This is a genomic window from Streptomyces sp. NPDC001093 (assembly GCF_040298985.1).
Taxonomy (GTDB): domain Bacteria; phylum Actinomycetota; class Actinomycetes; order Streptomycetales; family Streptomycetaceae; genus Streptomyces.
Map to the genome: position 1 here is coordinate 1 of NZ_JBEPBF010000130.1, position 18,465 is coordinate 18,465.

The window sequence follows — 18,465 nt, forward strand, 5'->3', positions numbered from 1 at the left end:
AGCAAAGAAACGAGCCAGCCCCGCCGGTGCCCGTCACTCTGTCACCACCCATAGGCCCGTGTCTCAGACTCTGTCATTGACGCGAAGAAAGCCGACGCGGCCTTCAAGATCTCGTTAGCCCGCCGCAGTTCGGCGTTCTCGGCCTTCAGCCGCTTGATCTCCGCGGCCTCTTCCGAGGTGGTGCCAGGTCGCTGACCGGCGTCGGCCTCAGCCTTGCGGACCCAGCTCCGCACCGTCTCCGCCGTGCCAATGCCCAGCTTCGCAGCAACGGCCTTCATCGCGGCCCACTCGGTTGGGTAGTTCGGACGGATCTCCGCGACCATGCGCACCGCACGCTCACGAAGCTCAGCAGGGTAGGTGGACGGACGCGCCATGACTCGATCCTCTCAGGGAATCGAGCCTCCATCAGACCCGGAGCGGTTCATCGGTGCGGCAGGGAAGCGCCCGGTTTCTCCGCTGTAGCAGCGATCCCGGGGCCTCGACGGGCCAACTACCGTGCAACGTTCTGGCCAAGCAGAAATCAACGGTTGCCTGGCCTGCGGCGTTCGGCGGCTGACTGGCCACCAATCGCGCAACGTCACAACAGCCGTGAGGAAGGATGGCCGGCAGGAATGACGTAGGGGGCCTCGTGCGGCTGACGATCGACACTGAGACGGACACCTACGAACAGGCGATTGCCGCCATCCAGGCCGCCTACGGGCTGCGTCCCGTGCCCCCGGCCGACTGGCCGGAGGCCCCGGCCGTGGAGCCCCGGCCCGACCCGCAGGACCTGAGCAGTGACGACATCGGGGACGGCTGGAGTGATCGGACGCTCTTCCAGATGATCGCGTCGCTGATGCCCGGAGCCCCGGCGGTACTGCGCCGGGTCACCGAGGTGGGTGGGTACGCCTCGTACGAGGACGTCCAGCACTATTTCGCCAGCCATCCGACGGTCCCGATCCCGCCCTCACGGATCGGCGGCGGCACGCTGACCAGTGTAAAGACGGTGCAGCGCCGTGTCGGTCCGGACGGCGCTGGCCCCCTGCTCCAGCGGGACGAACGAGTACGGCGCTACCGCATCGACGACACGCTCGCGACCGGACTCACGCGGGCCTTCGCCATGGCCGATGCCCGCCCCGACCTCCTGCGCGGCGAACCCTCCGAAGCGGCCACCTGATCCGCTGCGGGCAGCGGGCCTGCTCCGCCGCTCAGTTCTGATGCGTTCCACTATGCCTCGCGCGATGGCTTCGGCCGCTCTCGCGTTGTCCGCCGCGTTTCTGCTCGGCGCGTGCGGTAGTACCGGTACTGGTTCCGGGGCTGGTTCGGTTCATGCGGGCGGTTCGGCTGCAGCGGCTCCGGACGGGGCTCAGCCGGCGGCCACCGCGTCTGCAGGCGATGGTCAGACAGTGACGGCTGCGTCTGCGAAGACCACCGGATGCCGGAACCTGGTCACGGCCGCGGCGGTCAAGACGGCGGTCACCCGGGCGTACACCAGCCACAACGCCCTTTTCCACCACATCAAGCCGCGCCCGGGCCAGTTCCTTTACGGGCAGTGCGGGGACACGCGGTACGCCGCGACCGCCTTCGAACTCACCCCGGGCGCGACGCCCCAGGAGCAGGTCGGCATCCAGGATGACGGCAGTGCGCGCAAGTACTTCATCCTCCGGGGCGGCCGGCCCTGGGGTTACCGCCACAGCGCCGCCCCGTTCAGCGGCGGCTGCGTCGGAATCCCCCGGGAGCTCTCCCAGCTGTGGGACAACTGCCCCTCGGAATGACGACGGACCAGTGCCGTGGGTCCTGGCTCCGATGGGTGCGGATCCTTTGAAGGGACAGGTGCGTGCTGAGCTCGGCCGCGGCTATGAAGCGTCGGCGTAGGCGAGGTAGGTGCCGCAGATGGTGCACCGGAAGAGCATGGCGCTTGCGCCTTGCCCGAGGTCGGTCAGGAAGTCCTCGAGCTGGGACGCGTCGTGCCATCCGCTCATGCACAGGTCGAGTCGGATCTGGTCGAGTGCCTCGGGGTGGGCCGTCAGTTCGGTGTATCCGACCTCGTCGATGAAGGCGGCTGCGTCGTTGCAGTGAATAAGCCAGTGCGGATCCTGCCAGGCGTGCAAGCCGGGGGTGCGGTGGCTGACCTGCTCCAGGGTCTCCTCGCTGACGCCGTCGAGCCCGCAGGCATCGGTGAATTCGCCTTCGAATCGCGAGTTCGGACACCGAGCGGTGGCTGCGGGAACATCTGAGGAGCACCGCGCCTGCAGGATGACGCCGCCCTCGCGCAGGCGGACTCCTCGTCTGCAGCGCCTCATCAGGCACTGCTCTGGCTGCCGGATGATCGGATCCACGTCCTCCGCAGCTTGGCAGCCCGCGATTCCACGCCAGCACCCGGCCGCGCTGCGAGCGCCCTCGATCTCCTCTCTCTGTGGCGGTGCCGCCACACGGCGGGGGACTCATCCCAGTGTCCACTGCTGATTGCTGCCGCCGTTGCAGGTCCACAGCTCGGCGAGGGTTCCGTCGGCGGTGGCCGCTCCGGTGACATCCAGGCACAGGCCGGACTGGACGCCGGTGACGGTGCCGTTGGAGTTCAGCGTCCACTGCTGGTTGGTCTGGCCGTTGCACGGCCAGACCTCCACCTTCGTCCCCGGGGTGGTCTGGTTGTTGTAGGCGTCCAGACACATCTGGGCGCTGCCGGAGTAGACGGTGAGCTGGTCGGAGGTGGAATGCGTCCATGTCTGGTTGGCCCCGCCGTTGCAGCTCCAGACCTCCACCTGGGTGCCGGCGGTCGTGGTGGAGTTCGGTACGTCCAGGCATTTGCCCGCACCCACCGCGTGCAGCTCACCGGTCACGCTGGTGCCGCCGCCGCTGCTGGTGCCGCCCGCGACCCGGTACATCACCGTGCCGTGGGCCGGCACCGAGGCGCTGATGGTGCCGGAGGTGGTCGAGGACGCGCCCGACCACAGGTCGGTCAGGGTATAGGCGGACGCCCCAGTCTTCCCGATCGCGGCCGCGGTGGTGGTGATGGTGGCCGTCGAGCCCGTCTCGTTGAACAGGGCCACCGACACGTCCCCGTTCGCCAGCGGCTTGGCCAGCACGTCCAGGCCGCCCGAGGACGACACCATGGTGCCCTGTTTGCCGAGGGGGTCCTGGTCGACCGCGATCACCCGGGAGTTGGTCAGGGTGGACAAGGTGTCGGAACTGGCCGAGGGAATGTTGGTGCCCGTGATCAGCGGAGCGGCCATCTCCGCCCACAGGCTGAACTCGCTGCGGTTCTCGGTGGCCGTCATCGAGCCGTTGCCGATCTCCAGCATGTCCGGGTCGTTCCAGTGGCCGGGACCGGCGTAGGAGGCCAGTCCCACGTTGCTGTGGAAGATCGACAGCATGCTGGAGTAGCTGGGGCTGATGTCCCCGGTGGTGCGCCAGCTGTTGCCCACACCCGCGCCCCAGGTCCACACGTTCTCCTGGCCCCAGTTGCACAGGCTGAACAGGATCGGCCGGCCGGTGGCGGCCAGGGCGTCCCGCATCGCGGTGTACCGGGTTTGTGCCGGCACCCCGGTGTTGTTGCAGTTGTCGTACTTCAGATAGTCCACACCCCACGACGCGAACGACTGTGCATCCGTGGTCTCGTGCCCCAGGCTGCCCGGATACCCCGCACAGGTCGCGGTGCCCGCGTCCTCGTAGATTCCCAGCTTCAGCCCCAGCGCGTGCACGTAGTCCGCGGTGCCCTTGATGCCGTCGGGGAACTTGGCCGGATCCGGCACCAGGTGGCCACCGGAATCGCGGCTGTGGGTCATCCAGCAGTCGTCGATGTTGACGTACGAGTAACCCGCCGCCTGCATGCCGTTGGTGTGCATCGCCTGAGCGGTGGACTTGATCAGCGACTCGGAGACATTGCAGCCGTACGCGTTCCAGTCGTTGAAGCCCATCTGCGGCGCCAGCGCGAGCCCGTTGCCCAACGCAGCGGCGGACTGCGCCGTGCCCAGGGGGAGCAGGGGGGCGACCACGGTGAGCAGCACGGCCGAGAAGGTGAGTACCAGGGTTTTGCCCAGGGACAGCAACGGGGGCAGCGGTCGGAGGCGTCTGGCTCTCACCGTGGTCATGGTCATAAGTCCTTGGCTCCTGTGCTCAGTTGGACGAACGGACATGAGTTCAGCGCCCTTCATCGCGAACCTCGACGTCGCGCCAGCGCGGACAGGACCGCGTCGTAGGCCGGCTTCTTGTTGCCGCGCGCGTCGAACAGCAGCGGGTTCTCCCCCGTCCGCCACGAGTCACTGTCCCTGATCCCCCACACGGTGATGCCGGTGCAGCGGGCGACGTTCATGCACGCCTGCACGGTGTTGGCGTAGGCGGTCGGTGAGGCCTGGGCGATGTCGAGTTCGGTGATCTGGACGTCCACGCCGAGCGCGGCGAAGTTGGCCAGGGTGGTCCGGAAGCCGGCCGGCGGGCCGCCGGCGCCGAAGTGGCTCTGGAAGCCGACGCAGTCGATGGGTACACCGCGGGACTTGAAGTCCTTGACCATGTTGTAGACGCCCTGCGTCTTGGCGTCGGCCCAGTTCTCGATGTTGTAGTCGTTGTAGCAGAGCTTGGCCGAGGGATCGGCGGCCCGCGCGGTGCGGAACGCCTCCTCGATGAAGCCGTTGCCCAGCACGTTCTGGAAGACCGAGCTGCGGTGCTGGGAGGAGCCGTCGGCGAAGGCCTCGTTGACCACGTCCCAGGCGTAGATCTTGCCCTTGAAGTGGCTCATCTCGGTGGTGATGTGGTTCTTCATCACGCTGCGCAGCGTGTTCGCGTCGGTGATCGACCTGACCCAGGCGGGAAGTTGCGAGTGCCACACCAGGGTGTGGCCGCGCATCCGCTGCCCGTGCGCGGAGGCGTGGACGACGATCGAGTCGGCCGGGCCGAAGTTGAAGGTGCCGCGGGACGGTTCGGTGGTGTCCCACTTCATCTCGTTCTCCGGGGTGATCATGCTGAACTCCCGGTCGAGAATCGTGGAGTACGTCGGGTCGCCGAGCTTCCCGGCTGCCACGGCCGTGCCGAAGTAGCGGCCGCTGCCCGCCGCGGCCGAGCCCAGCGTGCCGGAGGCCGCATGTGCCGCGGGTGCCGCCGTCCCGGCCAGGGCCAGCACCGTACCGACCGTCAGACCGGTGGCCGAGGCGAGGACCGTGCGGAGAGGGGGCACCTCGTTGAGCCAGGACATGGAGGATCATTCTCCTTGTGTGTGTGGAGGGTGAGACACCGACCGCGAGACAGTGCTGCGGTGCAGTCGGGTCATGGGCTCAGGAGACCGGCAGAGCGGTCCACTTCTGGTTGGCGCCGCCGTTGCAGTCCCACAGGACCAGTTGCGTACCGTCGGTGGTGGATGCGCCGGGGTCGTCGAGACAGCGGCCGGAGACCGGATTGCGGTAACCGCCGTTGTACGCCTGCCATTGCTGGTTGCTGCCGCCGTTGCAGTCCCACATCTCGATCTTGGTGCCGTTGGCGGTATCACCGCCCGTGGCGTCGAGGCACTTCCCGAGCGCCCGCAAGGTGCCGTCGGAGCGCGCGGACCACCACTGCGCGGCGGAGCCGTTGCAGGACCAGATCTGCGCGGCGGTCCCGTTGGCGCTGTTGCCACCGTTGACGTCCAGGCACTTCCCCGCGATTCCGGAGCGCACCTGCCCGCCGGCGGGAACCGGCGGCTTGATCCAGCCTGCCGCGTCAGCGGCCTGGACCCCGACGTTGAAGGCGTCCGCCATCTTGCGGTAGCCGTTGTCGTTGGGGTGGAAGGGGTCGGAGAGGTCCGCGGTGGTCAACGCGCTCATGTCCACAAGGCGTACGTGTTTGCCGGCGGCCTGCTCGGCCTGGACGATCGCGGGGAGCTTGGCGTTGAACGCGGGCCGGTTGGCCTCCTCGGTGCCGCTGGTGGAGATGATCACGGTGCCGAGGAGAACGGTGGCGTCGGGTGCGTCCTCGGTGATCCGGTCGATGAGCGCACGAAGCCGGTCGGCGGCGGTCGGGATCTGGTAATTGCCGTTCAGATCGTTGGTCCCGATCTCCAGCGTGATCACGTTCGGCCGGTAACCGGCCAGCACGGAGTCCGCGATTCCGGTTATCTGGTCGATCAGCCAGCCGGAGTGGCCTTCGTTGTCGGGGTCGGACATGGTGCCGTTGCGACCCGAGCCGACGAAGTCCAGGGCGTGCCCCTCGGCCGACAGCTCGTTCCACAGAAAGCCCCGGTAGCCGTTCCCGGACGGGCTGCCGACGCCCCAGGTGATCGAGTCGCCCAACGGCATCAGCCGCAAGGGGGCGGGCGCGGCGGCGGCCCGGACGGCGGAGGGCGGCGCCTCGGTGCCGGTGGCGGCCGCCGCGGGCAGTGCCCAGGCCATGCCGAGGGCGGCCGTCAGCGCCGCGGTCAAGGGCGCCAGGTACTTCTTCATCAGCGTTCCTCACTGGGACGGGACAGTGGGTGGGGTGAACGAGCCCGCGAGCCGGTCAGCGCGGGGTGAAGTCCTGCTCGGTGCCGGAGGCGTCAGTTGAGTCGCCATTGCTGGTTGGATCCGCCGTTGCACGGCCAGAGTTCGGCCGGCGCCCCGTTGGCCGTGGAGGCGGCGGTGACGTCGAGACAGAGTCCGGACTGCGTGCCCGTGACGGTGCCGTCGGCATTCAGCTGCCACTGCTGGTTGGCGCCGCCGTTGCACGGCCAGGTCTCCACCTTGGTGCCGGCGGACGTCTGGTTGTCGTATGCGTCCAGGCACATCTGGCTGCCGCCGCTGTAGACGGTCAGCTGGTTGGAGGCTGTGCGGGTCCAGGTCTGGTTGGCGCCGCCGCTGCAGTCCCAGATCTGCAGCTGTGTGCCGGCCGTGGTGGACGAGTTGGGCACGTCCAGGCACTTGCCCGCGCCCACCGCGTGCAGCGCACCGGTGCTCGTCCCGCCGGAGGAGTTGCTGTATCCCGCCGCGGTGATGTTGGCCTGGACCGCGTTCTCGGTGGCGTCCGACGGGTAGCCGGAGGTCATCACGCCCTCGTAGAAGGTGCCTTGCGCGCCCTTGCTGTTGTCGCCGCCGGTGCCCAGGATGATGGCACCCTGCTTCCGCATCGGGTTGTAACCGGCGACGTCGGGGCGCGGTCCGTCGTAGAAGGTGGACAGGCCGCCGGACTGCGCGTTGCCGCCACGGATCGCCCAGTGGTTCGGGCCGCCCTTGATGATGGCGGTCGTGTAGCGGTGGTTGATGGTCGGGTCGCCCGCGTTGTAATGCTGGTTGACCCCGGAGAACAGGCCGTTCTCGAGATCGGCCATGATCCACGGACCGTTGCCCGAACCATAGCCCCAGACCTTGATGTTGCCGAAGTAGATGGCCTCCATGGTGCCGTTGCCGTCGTCGTTGCTGTCCGTCTCGGCGTTGCCGTAGTCGAAGCAGCAGCCGCCGTTGTAGTGCGTACCGTCGAAGATCGCGTACATGCCCTCGGGGTTGTCCCCGGTCGCGATGCCGTTGGTGTGGTTGTTGCGGTACCCCGTGCCGGGCGCCACGAAGACGCCGTAGGCCTTGTGACCACCCACCATGGTGGGCGCGGCAGTGGCGTTCGCGAGGTTGTCGGGGCCGCCCGCGGCACCGCCCGCGGGCGCCTGGGTGAGGCTGTTCCCGCGGCCTGACTGGTCGTAGATGACCGTGATCAGGCAGGTCGTCCCCGAACAGAACGAGTCCTGGGCGGCGGCGTCCGCGTACCCGCCCGCGCCCAGGACGCCGATGTTCCGGGTGGTGTTGTCCGAGGCCCGCCGGACCTGGTAGAGCGGCCCGTTGTACGAGGCGTACAGCGCTCGCGTCGTGCTGTGCGCAGCCACACAGGGCGTGCCGCCCGCCGCGTAGATGTCGCACGGCCCGGACGCGGCGGCCCGAGCCATGCCGGCCGTGGCCGTGGCGCCGACCAGAGCGCCGGCGACGAGTACGGCTGCGGCCCCGGCCCGGGCGAACGTTTTCGACCGAGAGCGGGGCGAGCGCGCCGACGGCGGGACATGTCCCTGGTCCGGCACACTTTCCGGCCTGCCCCGGTGCCGTAACGCCGCCAGGAGCCGTCGTACGCCACCGCGCCCGGACAGCGGGTGGGGTCTTGTGCGCATGGTTCCCATCTGATCTCCCCTACGTGTCGGCGCAAGCCAGTCGGGTGTGTTGGCGGCGCCGACGATCCGAAGCACTTGAAGGTGCCGTATGTGCAGTGAGATTGCAGTGAGATTGCAGAGAGGTTTCGGGGGGAGACGGTCCTCCCGAGTCCGCGGGACTGTCAAGGGTTCTAAGCCCCTGCCGCGAAGGTTGTCGCGGAATCGATTCGACGGCTGATTTCTGTGGGTCGGAGATCGTCCGCATGCTCGAACAGATGCGGCGTGGCAGCAGGCGGCAGGCAGTTTCCCTGGCCGTAGCGCCTTGGCGCCGCCTTGCCTCACGGCCCGCCATTGACCCCGCACTCGGCCGGTCGGTAACCTTTCGTCGAAGCGCTTGCGTGGAACCGATTCGTCTAGGTTGTCCGGCACTTGCATGAGATGCGGAACGCGCGACGGTTCCGGCAGTCCCGACGCCGCCGCCCCTCGGATCCATGGCACTCGGGCGTCGTTCGTCCGTCGGGCCCACCGTGGTGCGCTGGGCACCTCCTGCACCGCTGCACACCATGGCGCTCATGCAACACCATCCATGACGAGTCCTCGGGGCGGCCTGCGCCACACAGTTGCAGCGCAGTGGCGCCCAAGCCGAGGAAGTGCTGAGGGCTCCGGCGCGGGGCGAGGCGGTCACGCCGTCGGCCACCGCGTCGACGACAGGCATCGCGATGGCTGCGGCATCCGGACGGACGTCGGCGAAGCCCCGTCCGCTCCCTCACCCTTCGTAGGCTCGGCTGCCGATGCGCCTCCGGCGGCGCGCCTTCCGGTGTCGTCGCGGCCGCGCACGAGGGAGCGCCGACCTGGACAGGTCGCCAGGATCCGGTCGGCCTTGGCTGGACGGCGGGATCGCGCATACGAGCGCGGGGGCTGTCGCAGCCGGGTCGCGACGTCATGAACCCCTGTGGGGGCACCGGCTTCGACGACGAGCTGAGGTCGGCCACACGACGAACCCTGTCCCGGGTCCGCAAGCACAGCGGCCCGCAGGAGGCGATACTGCGGCTGATCGGGGACCGACGACGGCCGGCTCGACGACCGCGCGGCGGGAGGCCGGTCATGGGCAACCGCCGGCGGCGGACTGGGGTTGTGGCACCCGGCCCGTACATGTCGCCGCCGAACCGGGTTGCCGACGATCCGGTGTCGGCGCCGTTCCGGCGCCGGGACGCCGGCAGTGCCGCGTCGGCGACGTCGGTCGTGCCGCTGCCGGCCGAGTCGAGCCGATCCGGCGCACCGGTTCGGCAGCGGGACCCAACGGCACCGCCGCCACCCGTCAGTATTCTTGCGGCCCGAGCGTAGGTCTTGAGGAGCTGCATGAACATCGGGGAGATCGCTCGCCGCACGGGAGTGTGGCGCAGCACGGTGTCGTATGCGCTCAGCGGCAAACGCCCCGTGTCCGCCGGCACGCGCAGACGTATCCAAGACGTGATCAACGAATCGGGATATCACCCCAACGCGACCGCGAGGGCCCTCGAGGAAGGCCGCACCCGGACCATAGGTCTCGTCATTCCCCCGGCCGGCAAGAGGCTGTCGCACATGCAGCTGGACTTCGTGGCCAGCGTGGTCGACGCCGCCGCCCGGGTCGACCTGGATGTGCTGCTGTCCCCTTCCGGCGAGGACCACGACCGTTCCTTCGAGCGGTTGGTCTCGGAACGCCGCGTGGACGGCGTCATTCTGATGGAGATCCGCCTGGAGGAGCCTCGTGTGGGGCGCCTGCAGGATGCTGGACTGCCGTTCGTCGGCATCGGGCACACGGCAGGCGACCACCAGATGTCCTGGATCGATGTCGATTACTCCGGCCTGGTCCAGCACTGCGTGCGGCACCTCGCCGATCTCGGGCACCGTCGGGTGGCTCTGGTCACTCGTTCCCCGAACTCATTGCGGCCGGCTACGGCCCCGCGCACCGGGTCAGAGAGGGTTTCGAGGCAGCCTTGGCGGAACGCGGCCTTGACGGCGTCGAAGTGCCGTGCGGGGACGATGCCCGGTCCGGTCAGGAACGCGTCGAGGCGCTCCTGCGCAGCCCTCCGGACGTCACCGCTGTCACCACCATCAACGAGGCCGCCCTGCCCGGCATCCAGCGCGCGCTGGCGGACGCCGGTCTCGAAGTGCCGTACGACTTCTCCATCACCGGAGTGGCGGCAAGACATGGACCGAGGACTTCCGCCCGCCGCTCACGGCAGCGGACGTACCGGCCCTGGACATGGGCGAGAAGGCCGTTTCGCTGCTGGTGGAACGCATCGCCGCGCCTGACACGCCGCCTCGGCACATCCTGCTGGCACCGCCGATCTCGTTGCGCTCCAGCACAGCCGCCGCATCCGCCGGCAGGCCGGCACGTTCCAAGGGCGCGGAGCACCGAGCCGGGCGGTAGGGCAATCGCGCCCCCAGCAGTCCGAAGGAGACCGCCGTCAGGCGCTGGAGCGAGTGACCAGACGGGTGGGCAGGATCAGCGGGGTGGGCTCCTGCCCATTGATGAGCGCGACGAGCATACGCACCATCTCCCCAAAGCCGTTATGGGCTGATGAACGGTGGTGAGCGGCGGATCGGCGATCCGGGCGACGGTCAGGTCGTCGAAGCCTACGACGGCGACGTCGGCGGGGACCGGCCGGCCGGCCTCACGCAAGGCGCGCAGCGCTCCCGCCGCCATGTTGTCGTTGGCGGCGAACACCCCGTTCACCTCGGGGTGGTTCGCCAGCAGTGCGGCCATGGCGGCGGCCCCGCCGGGCTCGGTGAAGTCCCCCTCCCGCGACGGGTACGGCTCCAGGCCGGCTGCCGGCACGGCATCCCGGTAGCCGCGGTACCGGGCGCGCCCGACCTGGGTGTCCAGCCGCCCGCAGATCGTGGCCACACGGGTCCGGCCAAGCGAGAGCAGGTACTCGGTGGCCTCGCGGGCTCCGCCGGCATTGTCGACATCCACGTACCACTGGGGAGCCGAACCGACCGGGCGTCCGCCGAACACGACGGGCGTCTCGGCCTCCTCGGCCGTACGGGCCGGCGGATCGCCCTCGCGCAGCGCCATCAGCATGACGCCGTCGGCGCCCTTCGACCGAAGGAGCTCCTCCACACGTTTGCGACCACGATCGGAGGCGGCCAGACACAGCATCAGATACAGGTCGGCCTCCTCCAGAGCGGCCGACGCCCCCAGGATGACCTGGGCGAAGAACGGGTCCGCGAAGAGCGACGGAGCCTCCCCCGCGACGACCAGGGCGGCCGCTCCCGTCTGACGGGTGGCCAGCGCACGTGCGGTCGGATTGGGCACGTAACCGAGCTGCCGGACGGCCCGTTCGACCGCCTCGCGTTTGGCGCGACTGACGTACGGGGCGTTGTTGAGGACACGGGAGGCCACCGAGCGGGAGACTCCGGCACGTTCAGCTACCTGATCGAGCGTCGACTGGCGGCATGGCACATCCTCCGCCATGTACTCCGAGCCTTTCCCTCCCGGCTTCGTCGAGAGCGGCTCGTCCCCGACCCGGTTCGACTGGAAGCGCTTTCAGTTCCAGGACTGTAGAGCCTTGTTCCCGTCCTGTGAAGTGCCGGTTGCTCAGCGGCTCTTGACAGCTCCATCAGGGCGCCACACGATACCGGCCACACCCCAAAGGTTCTCAGTGCCCTCTGGGAGCGCTTCCGATGGGAGCGCTCCCACTTCCTACGTCGTACCACCGCACTGCCTCAGCGCGTCGCATGCTCGGTACGAGAACGTGCGGCGCATCCCTGCCAGGAAACCGAGGTACAGTCATGCGTCGCAGACTCCGCGCCCTCGTGGCAGCGTTCTTCGCTCTGCCACTGACGTTCACCGTCGCACCGTCCGCCCACGCCGCCACCCCGACCACCATGACCAACGGGTTCTACGTGGACCCCGGCTCCAGCGCGAAGCGGTGGGTGGCCGCCAATCCCGGCGACGGCCGGGCGCCTGCGATCAACTCCTCCCTCGCCAACACCCCGATGGCCCACTGGTTCGGCGCCTGGAGCGGCACCATCGGCACCGCCACGGGCGCCTACGCCGGCGCGGCGGACTACCAGCACAAGCTGCCGATCCTCGTCGCGTACAACATCTACAACCGCGACTACTGCGGCGGACACTCCGCCGGCGGAGCCGCCTCGCCGTCCGCCTACGCGAGCTGGATCGCCCAGTTCGCCGGCGGTATCGCCAACCGCCCGGCCGTCGTCCTCCTCGAACCGGACTCCCTCGCAGACTACGGCTGTATGACACAGGATCAGATAGTTGAACGCGAGGGCATGATCACCGGCGCCCTCACGCAGTTCAACCGCCAGGCACCCAACACCTGGGTCTATCTGGACGCCGGCAATCCGGGTTGGGCAAGCCCGGCGACCATGGCCCAGCGCCTGAACGAAGCCGGCCTGCGACAGGCACACGGCTTCTCGCTCAACATCTCGAACTACTACACCACGGCCGAGAACATCGCCTACGGCAACGCCGTCAACAGCGCACTCAGCGCCCGCTACGGCTACACCAGACCGTTCGTCGTGGACACCAGCCGCAACGGCAACGGCTCCAACGGCCAGTGGTGCAACCCCTCGGGCCGCCGCATCGGCACCCCCACCCAGACGGCCGGAGGCGCCGAGATGCTGCTGTGGATCAAGACCCCGGGCGAGTCCGACGGCAACTGCGGAACAGGAACCGGCTCCCCGGCCGGACAGTTCCTCCCCGAGGTCGCCTACAAGATGATCTACGGCTACTGATCCCGGGTCCCGTGGCCGGGTAGGCCCCTGCCCCGCCGCCGGGCCACGAGCACCGTCAGCCGCAGCCCGCCGGGTCCACCACTGACCGCCGTCCGCACAGACGGCCAGTGGACCGCCCTGGTGCAGACACCCCTCATGCATCCACCGCACAGGAGCAGCCATGAAGCCACGCAGCCTTCGGCGCCGCGTCGCCGCCGTCATCACGACGCTCACCGCCTGCGCCGCCCTCACCGCGACGCAGGCGCAGGCCACACCCGCGCAGGACGTGATCACCCCGACCACGAAGTTCTACGTCGACCCGCACGGCAAGGCCGCGCAGCAAGCCCTCGTCGACTTCCGGAACGGCGACATCGACAACGCCGCGAACATGGCCAGACTCGCAAGCTGGCCGCAGGCCGAATGGTTCACCGAGGGCACGCCCGAAGAGGTGCGCTTCAAGGTGAACAGGCTCGTCCGCCGGGCCCGCGCCGTCGACCGGACCCCCGTCCTGGTCGCTTACGACATACCCGGCCGGGACTGCTCGCAGTACTCCAGTGGCGGGGCCGCATCCTCCGCCGCCTACCGCCAGTGGATCGACGCCTTCGCCGCAGGCATCGGCGAGGACAAAGCGGTGGTCGTGGTCGAACCCGACGGCTTGGCCAACCTTCCCAAGGACTGCGGGCCCACCACCGACCCGACCGGCGAACTCACGGCCGCCCGCATCGCCGACCTCGCATACGCCGTGAAGACCCTGAAGGCCCGGCCCCGCACCGCGGTCTACCTGGACGCCGGCAACGTACAGTGGCGCGCCGTGGGCGACATCGCCCAGCGACTGCAGGACGCCGGGGTCCAGTACGGCGACGGCTTCGCCCTGAACGTGTCCAACAACCACCCCACCGACCACAACGCCAGATACGGCACCTGGATCGCCAAGTGCATCTGGTTCGCCACCAAGGGCCCCGAGGAGGCACGGGGCCACGCCGACTGGTGCGCCAGCCAGTACTACTCGTCCGCCGCCCCCAACGACGGCGCCCCCGGCGACGCCGTCTCCCCCACGGACCCCACCACCTGGCGGTGGACCGACGCCTGGTTCGACCAGAACGCAGGCACCCCGGCGGCCGTCGAACTGCACCACTTCGTGATCGACACCAGCCGCAACGGCCGGGGCGCCTGGACCCCACCGCCGGGCAAGTACAGCGGGGACCCGGAGACCTGGTGCAACGCACCCGGCCGCGGTCTCGGCCCACGCCCCACCGCCGACACCGGCGTCCCGCTCGTCGACGCGTACCTGTGGATCAAGACCCCCGGTGAATCCGACGGCAGCTGCACCCGCAACACCGGCGGCACGATCGACCCCGAATACGGCATCGTCGACCCGCCCGCCGGCGCCTGGTGGCCCGACCAGGCCCACGCACTGGCCCGCAACGCGGTACCGCGCCTGACGTTCAACCGCTGAGCCGGGTCGGACGCCTCCGTACGCGTCCGGCCACCGAGCCGTCTCATCTCGTGATCGCCAGTCACCTGGCGGGGGTGGGTGGGCTTCGGGTTGCTCGCGTCGCCCGCGTGCGAGTCCGTGCCGCTTACCGTCGCGCGCAGGGACCCGGCTCCACCGGGCCGAGCCGGATCTCGACGTCGACCATCCGCACCCCGTCGCGTCTCTACGCACCGGCGAAGGAGCCGCTCCGTGTGGCGTGACCAAGCGATCGCGGCTCCGACCAGCCGCCTCTCGAAGGACTGGGGTATCTGTTCAAGATCCGTCGTCGAAAGACGTCGCATCCGTCCCGAGACTGATTCCGGCCGTCTCGGACATGTCACACACAATTCGGACATGTCCCACACAACGAGGGAACCTGCGCGCCGCGCACTCGGCCAAGGCGCTGCCCCGAATCCGCTGACCGGGCGCGCCCCCGCCAGGTTGCTTGCCGCCGCCCGTTTCTCAGGTCCAACGCCGAAGTGCGGGGCTGGATCGGCGGCGGTGAGCGCGACGGTTCCATCACCAGTGGCGTGGTTCGGTGTCAGAGGGTTCGGGCCGCGGCGGTGTCGCGGAGGAGTCCGGCGAAGGTCAGGGCGGCGGGGGTGAGCGAGTGGTCGGCCATGCGCACCAGGAGGATGCGGCGGACGGGGGCCGGCGGCTGGAGGGGCAGGACGTCGACGCCGGGCCGGATGCCCTCCAGGGCAAGGGTAGGGGCGAGGGCGACGCCGATACCGGCGGCGACCATGGCCTGGGCTTCCTGGTAGTCGTGGGCCTCGTAGGCGATGTGGGGCTCGAAGCCGACGGCGCGGCATCCGCGGACGAGGGCTTCGGCCACCGGGTGACGGTCGGCGCGGGTGATCCAGGGATCGTCTGCGAAGTCGGCGAGTGAGGCGGCGTCGCGGCCGGCGAGCGGATGGTGGTCGCTGACGAGAAGGGCCGGCGGGTCGTCGAGCAGTGGGGTGACGACGATGTCCTCCCGGTCGATTCGGCTCCAGTCGTAGTCCCACATCAGCGACATCTCGATCTCCCGGTTCTCCAGCATCGTCCAGAGTCCGGCGATGCGGGCGCTGCGGACGGTCAGCCGTACGTCGGGGTGGGCGTCCCGGAAGGCGATCACGGCCTGCGGGAGGAGCGAGGCGCCGACGGTGGGGAAGGTGCCGATGCGCAGGGTGCCCGCCCGCAGACCGGCGTGGTCGGCGAGTTCGTTTTCCGCGGCCTGCAGTTCGCGTTCGATCCGTTGCCCTCGTTCTGCCAGCGCCCGTCCGGCGTCGGTGAGGGTGACGCCCCGGGCGTGGCGTTCCAGCAGGGGCTGGCCTGCCTCCGTTTCCAGGCGGCTGATCTGCTGCGATACCGCTGACGGTGTGTAGTTGAGGGCGCGGGCCGTCGCGGTCACCGAGCCGCGCCGGGCGACCTCCGTGAACAGCAGGATGCGCCGGACGTCGAGCATGCCACCTCCTCCACCGTTCACTTCACCTTAATAGCCATGCAGATTTCCGAGATTGTACTTCACGCTGCCGTAACCCACCGTGGAGGACACCACGCACGGCGAGACCGTCGGTGGACTTCCCCTTCCATGGCTGTGAGGAGTCAGTTGTGCTGCGTCTGCAGGGCGAGATGATCCGCGGAGGAACCAGCAAGTGCTGGATCTTCGACCACCGCGACGTGGCCGCCACGGGCGTGGACGTCGATGCCCTCCTGCTCGCCGCCTTCAACGCCGCCGACCCCCGCCAGATCGACGGCGTGGGCGGCGCCTCCTCCACCACCTCCAAGGCCGCCGTCGTACAGGCGTCGACCCAGGCCGCCGTGGATGTCGAGTACGCCTTCGCGCAGGTCGGTGTCGGCGACGAGCGCGTGGAATGGGCCAGCAACTGCGGCAACTGCGCCACCGCCGTGGCCCTGTACGCCGTCCACCACGAGCTCGTGCCGATCACGTCGGACACCACCACCGTCCGCATGCTCAACGTCAACACCGGGGCCCGCCTCACCGGCACGATCCCCACCCCCGCGGGCGTGGCCCCGGAGGAGGGCACGGCCGTGGTGCCGGGTACCTCGGCGCCGGGCGTGCCGGTCCTGCTCGGGTTTCAGGACCCGGCGGGCTCGACGACCGGCCGCGCTCTGCCGACCTGCCGGGCACTGGACGAGCTGACCGGCCCGGACGGTCCCCTCGAGGCATCCCTGGTGGACGCCGGCGCGCCGGCCGCCCTGTTCGAGGCCAAGGCCTTCGGCCTCGACGGCACGGAATCCCTCACCGCGTTCGCCACCGCAGTGCCCGCGCTGACACTGCTGCGCCGCCAGGCAGCGCTGGCCATGGGCCTGGCCCGCGAGGGCGATCCGGTCAGTCACGCGATACCGAAAGTGGGCATCGTCGCCCGACCCGCGCTCTATCGCACCACACAGGGCATGCTCGTCAACCAGGACGAGTACGACCTGGCCGTGCGCATGGTCTCCATGCACGCCCCGCACCCGGCGATCGGCCTGACCTCCGCCGTCGCCCTGGCCACGGCCGCCGCCACCCCTGGCACCCTCGCCCACCGCGTCGCCCGGCAGACCGCCGACGGCACGCTGCGCCTGGGCACCCCCGCCGGCGTGGTCACCGCCCAAGCCGTCCCCGCACCGGACGGCGCGTCCCCCACGGTGCTGCTGCACCGCGCCGCCCGGCGTATCGCCCGAGCCGAACTCCTCGTTCCCGTCCTGGAAGGACGCCCCGCATGAGCCGCAACGACGCCGCCCCGGGTACCGTCACCGCACCACCGGGCCGCATCCGCCGGATGCTGTCCCACCTCTACATCCAGTGCCTGATCGCCGTCCTCCTCGGCGCCGCCGTGGGCGGGCTGTGGCCGTCCGCCGGCGCTGACCTGAAGCCGCTCGGCGACGGCTTCATCGCGCTGGTGAAGATGTTCATCGCGCCGATCATCTTCTGCACGGTCGTCCACGGCATCGCCTCCATGGGCAACGCCCGCGCGGTCGGCCGCGTGAGTCTGAAGGCTCTGGTCTACTTCGAGGTGCTGACCACCGTGGCCATGGTGATCGGCCTGGTCGTCGTCAACGTCGTCAAGCCGGGCAGCGGTCTGCACATCGACCTCTCGAGCCTGTCCGCCAAGGGCCTGCCGCCGGAGGCGACCACGGCCCACGACGGCTTCGCCGCCTTCCTTCTCGCCATCGTCCCGGCCACCCTGGTCAGCGCCCTGACCGGCAACGAGATCCTGCCGGTGCTGCTGGTGTCGGTGCTGTTCGGATTCGGCCTGCACGCCGGCGGGGAGGCCGGCCTGGGCATCGCCCGGGGCGTCGAGAAATTCTCCACGGTCCTGTTCACGCTCATCCGCTGGATCATGCGGCTGGCCCCCATCGGCGCGTTCGGCTCGATGGCCTTCACCATCGGCCACTACGGCCTGGGCACCCTGCGCCACCTGGGCCTGCTGGTCGGCTCGTTCTGGCTGACCGCCCTCCTCTTCGTCCTGGTCGTCCTCGGGACCGTGATGCGCCTGAACGGACTGCGGCTGCTGCCCTTCCTGCGCTACATCAAGGAAGAACTGCTGATCGTCCTCGGCACCTCCTCCACCGAGCCCGTCCTGCCGCGCATGATGGCCAAGCTCCAGCACGCGGGCGCCTCGAAACCGGTCGTCGGCATCACGCTGCCCGCCGGATACTCCTTCAACCTCGACGGCACCGCCATCTACCTGACCATGGGCTCGGTCTTCCTCGCCCAGGCCCTCGGCATCCACCTCAGCCTCACCCAGCAGCTGGCCATGCTCGCCGTCATGCTGCTCACCTCCAAGGGCGCCGCGGGCGTCACCGGCTCCGGCTTCATCGCCCTGGCCGCCACCCTCAGCGCCGTCCCGCACGTCCCCGTCGCCGCCCTCGCGCTGATCTTCGGCGTCGACCGGTTCATGTCCGAAGCCCGCGCCCTGACCAGCCTGGTCGGCAACGGCGTCGCCACCCTGGCCGTCGCCCGCTGGGAGGGCGAGCTCGACGAGGACCGTGCCAAGGCCGTCCTGCGCGGCGAGATCCCCTACGCCCCCACCCCCGCTCCCTCCGCGGTGCCGGCCGAGCCCGATCCGAAACAGACGCCCGCACCCGAGGCGATGCCCGAACCAACTCGCGACCCCGTCCCCGCCGCAAGCTGATATCGCGTGGGGGGGGGGGGGGCGCGCGGGGCGCGCGGGGGCGCCGCGCCCGCGCCCCCCGGCCGGCAGGCGGACTGCCGGTTCAGTCCCCGGTGGCCCAG

General features: G+C 69.7%; 11 protein-coding genes and 4 pseudogenes. 7 read left to right on the forward strand and 8 right to left on the reverse strand.

Going from position 1 to position 18,465, the window contains the following annotated elements; genetic code table 11:
* Positions 1-86 precede the first annotated feature (86 nt).
* A pseudogene (locus ABT288_RS40340) lies at positions 87-374 on the reverse strand (transposase); the annotation flags it as partial.
* Positions 375-598: 224 nt separating this feature from the next.
* Between ABT288_RS40340 and ABT288_RS40345 the strand changes: the two are divergent.
* Both ABT288_RS40345 and ABT288_RS40350 read left to right on the forward strand, forming a co-directional pair.
* Entirely contained in the window at positions 599-1,156 is a 558-nt protein-coding gene (locus ABT288_RS40345) for a hypothetical protein (protein ID WP_351619111.1), read from the forward strand.
* A 229-nt stretch (positions 1,157-1,385) separates the two neighbouring features.
* Complete coding sequence (locus ABT288_RS40350; protein WP_351619114.1) at positions 1,386-1,754, forward strand: hypothetical protein; 369 nt, start codon at positions 1,386-1,388, stop codon at positions 1,752-1,754.
* An 81-nt stretch (positions 1,755-1,835) separates the two neighbouring features.
* Here ABT288_RS40350 and ABT288_RS40355 read toward each other — a convergent pair whose 3' ends face one another.
* From ABT288_RS40355 to ABT288_RS40375, 5 genes and pseudogenes are all read right to left on the reverse strand, one after another.
* Positions 1,836-2,318 carry a CbrC family protein gene (locus ABT288_RS40355; RefSeq protein ID WP_351619117.1) on the reverse strand — a complete coding sequence of 161 codons (483 nt, stop codon included), beginning with the start codon at positions 2,316-2,318 and terminating at the stop codon, positions 1,836-1,838.
* A 105-nt stretch (positions 2,319-2,423) separates the two neighbouring features.
* The gene (locus tag ABT288_RS40360) at positions 2,424-4,076 is read right to left on the reverse strand and encodes a glycoside hydrolase family 27 protein (protein ID WP_502972954.1); all 1,653 of its coding nucleotides are present in this window, start codon (positions 4,074-4,076) and stop codon (positions 2,424-2,426) included.
* 62 nt (positions 4,077-4,138) lie between these two features.
* A pseudogene (locus ABT288_RS40365) lies at positions 4,139-5,167 on the reverse strand (glycoside hydrolase family 10 protein); the annotation flags it as partial.
* 79 nt (positions 5,168-5,246) lie between these two features.
* Entirely contained in the window at positions 5,247-6,386 is a 1,140-nt protein-coding gene (locus ABT288_RS40370) for a ricin-type beta-trefoil lectin domain protein (RefSeq protein WP_351619123.1), read from the reverse strand.
* A 92-nt stretch (positions 6,387-6,478) separates the two neighbouring features.
* Positions 6,479-8,065 carry an arabinofuranosidase catalytic domain-containing protein gene (locus ABT288_RS40375; protein WP_351619125.1) on the reverse strand — a complete coding sequence of 529 codons (1,587 nt, stop codon included), beginning with the start codon at positions 8,063-8,065 and terminating at the stop codon, positions 6,479-6,481.
* A 1,338-nt stretch (positions 8,066-9,403) separates the two neighbouring features.
* Here ABT288_RS40375 and ABT288_RS40380 point away from each other — a divergent pair.
* Positions 9,404-10,457: pseudogene (locus ABT288_RS40380) on the forward strand (LacI family DNA-binding transcriptional regulator).
* 37 nt (positions 10,458-10,494) lie between these two features.
* Here the strand turns inward: ABT288_RS40380 and ABT288_RS40385 are convergent.
* Positions 10,495-11,504 (reverse strand): annotated as a pseudogene (locus ABT288_RS40385) (LacI family DNA-binding transcriptional regulator).
* A gap of 317 nt (positions 11,505-11,821) precedes the next feature.
* Here ABT288_RS40385 and ABT288_RS40390 point away from each other — a divergent pair.
* On the forward strand, positions 11,822-12,787 hold the full coding sequence (locus tag ABT288_RS40390; protein WP_351619128.1) for a glycoside hydrolase family 6 protein: 966 nt from the start codon (positions 11,822-11,824) through the stop codon (positions 12,785-12,787).
* Positions 12,788-12,947: 160 nt separating this feature from the next.
* A complete protein-coding gene (locus tag ABT288_RS40395; protein WP_351619131.1) occupies positions 12,948-14,222 on the forward strand; it encodes a glycoside hydrolase family 6 protein in 1,275 nt (424 codons plus the stop codon).
* Between the two features lie 559 nt (positions 14,223-14,781).
* Here ABT288_RS40395 and ABT288_RS40400 read toward each other — a convergent pair.
* A complete protein-coding gene (locus tag ABT288_RS40400) occupies positions 14,782-15,687 on the reverse strand; it encodes a LysR family transcriptional regulator (RefSeq protein ID WP_351619134.1) in 906 nt (301 codons plus the stop codon).
* 146 nt (positions 15,688-15,833) lie between these two features.
* Between ABT288_RS40400 and ABT288_RS40405 the strand changes: the two genes are divergently transcribed.
* Together ABT288_RS40405 and dctA are read left to right on the forward strand one after the other, a co-directional pair.
* Positions 15,834-16,952, forward strand: a complete 1,119-nt coding sequence (locus ABT288_RS40405) for a PrpF domain-containing protein (RefSeq protein WP_351619137.1) — start codon at positions 15,834-15,836, stop codon at positions 16,950-16,952.
* On the forward strand, positions 16,949-18,364 hold the full coding sequence (gene dctA, locus ABT288_RS40410; RefSeq protein ID WP_351619139.1) for a C4-dicarboxylate transporter DctA: 1,416 nt from the start codon (positions 16,949-16,951) through the stop codon (positions 18,362-18,364). The genes ABT288_RS40405 and dctA overlap by 4 nt, the downstream gene beginning before the upstream one ends.
* The last annotated feature ends 101 nt before the right edge of the window (positions 18,365-18,465 follow it).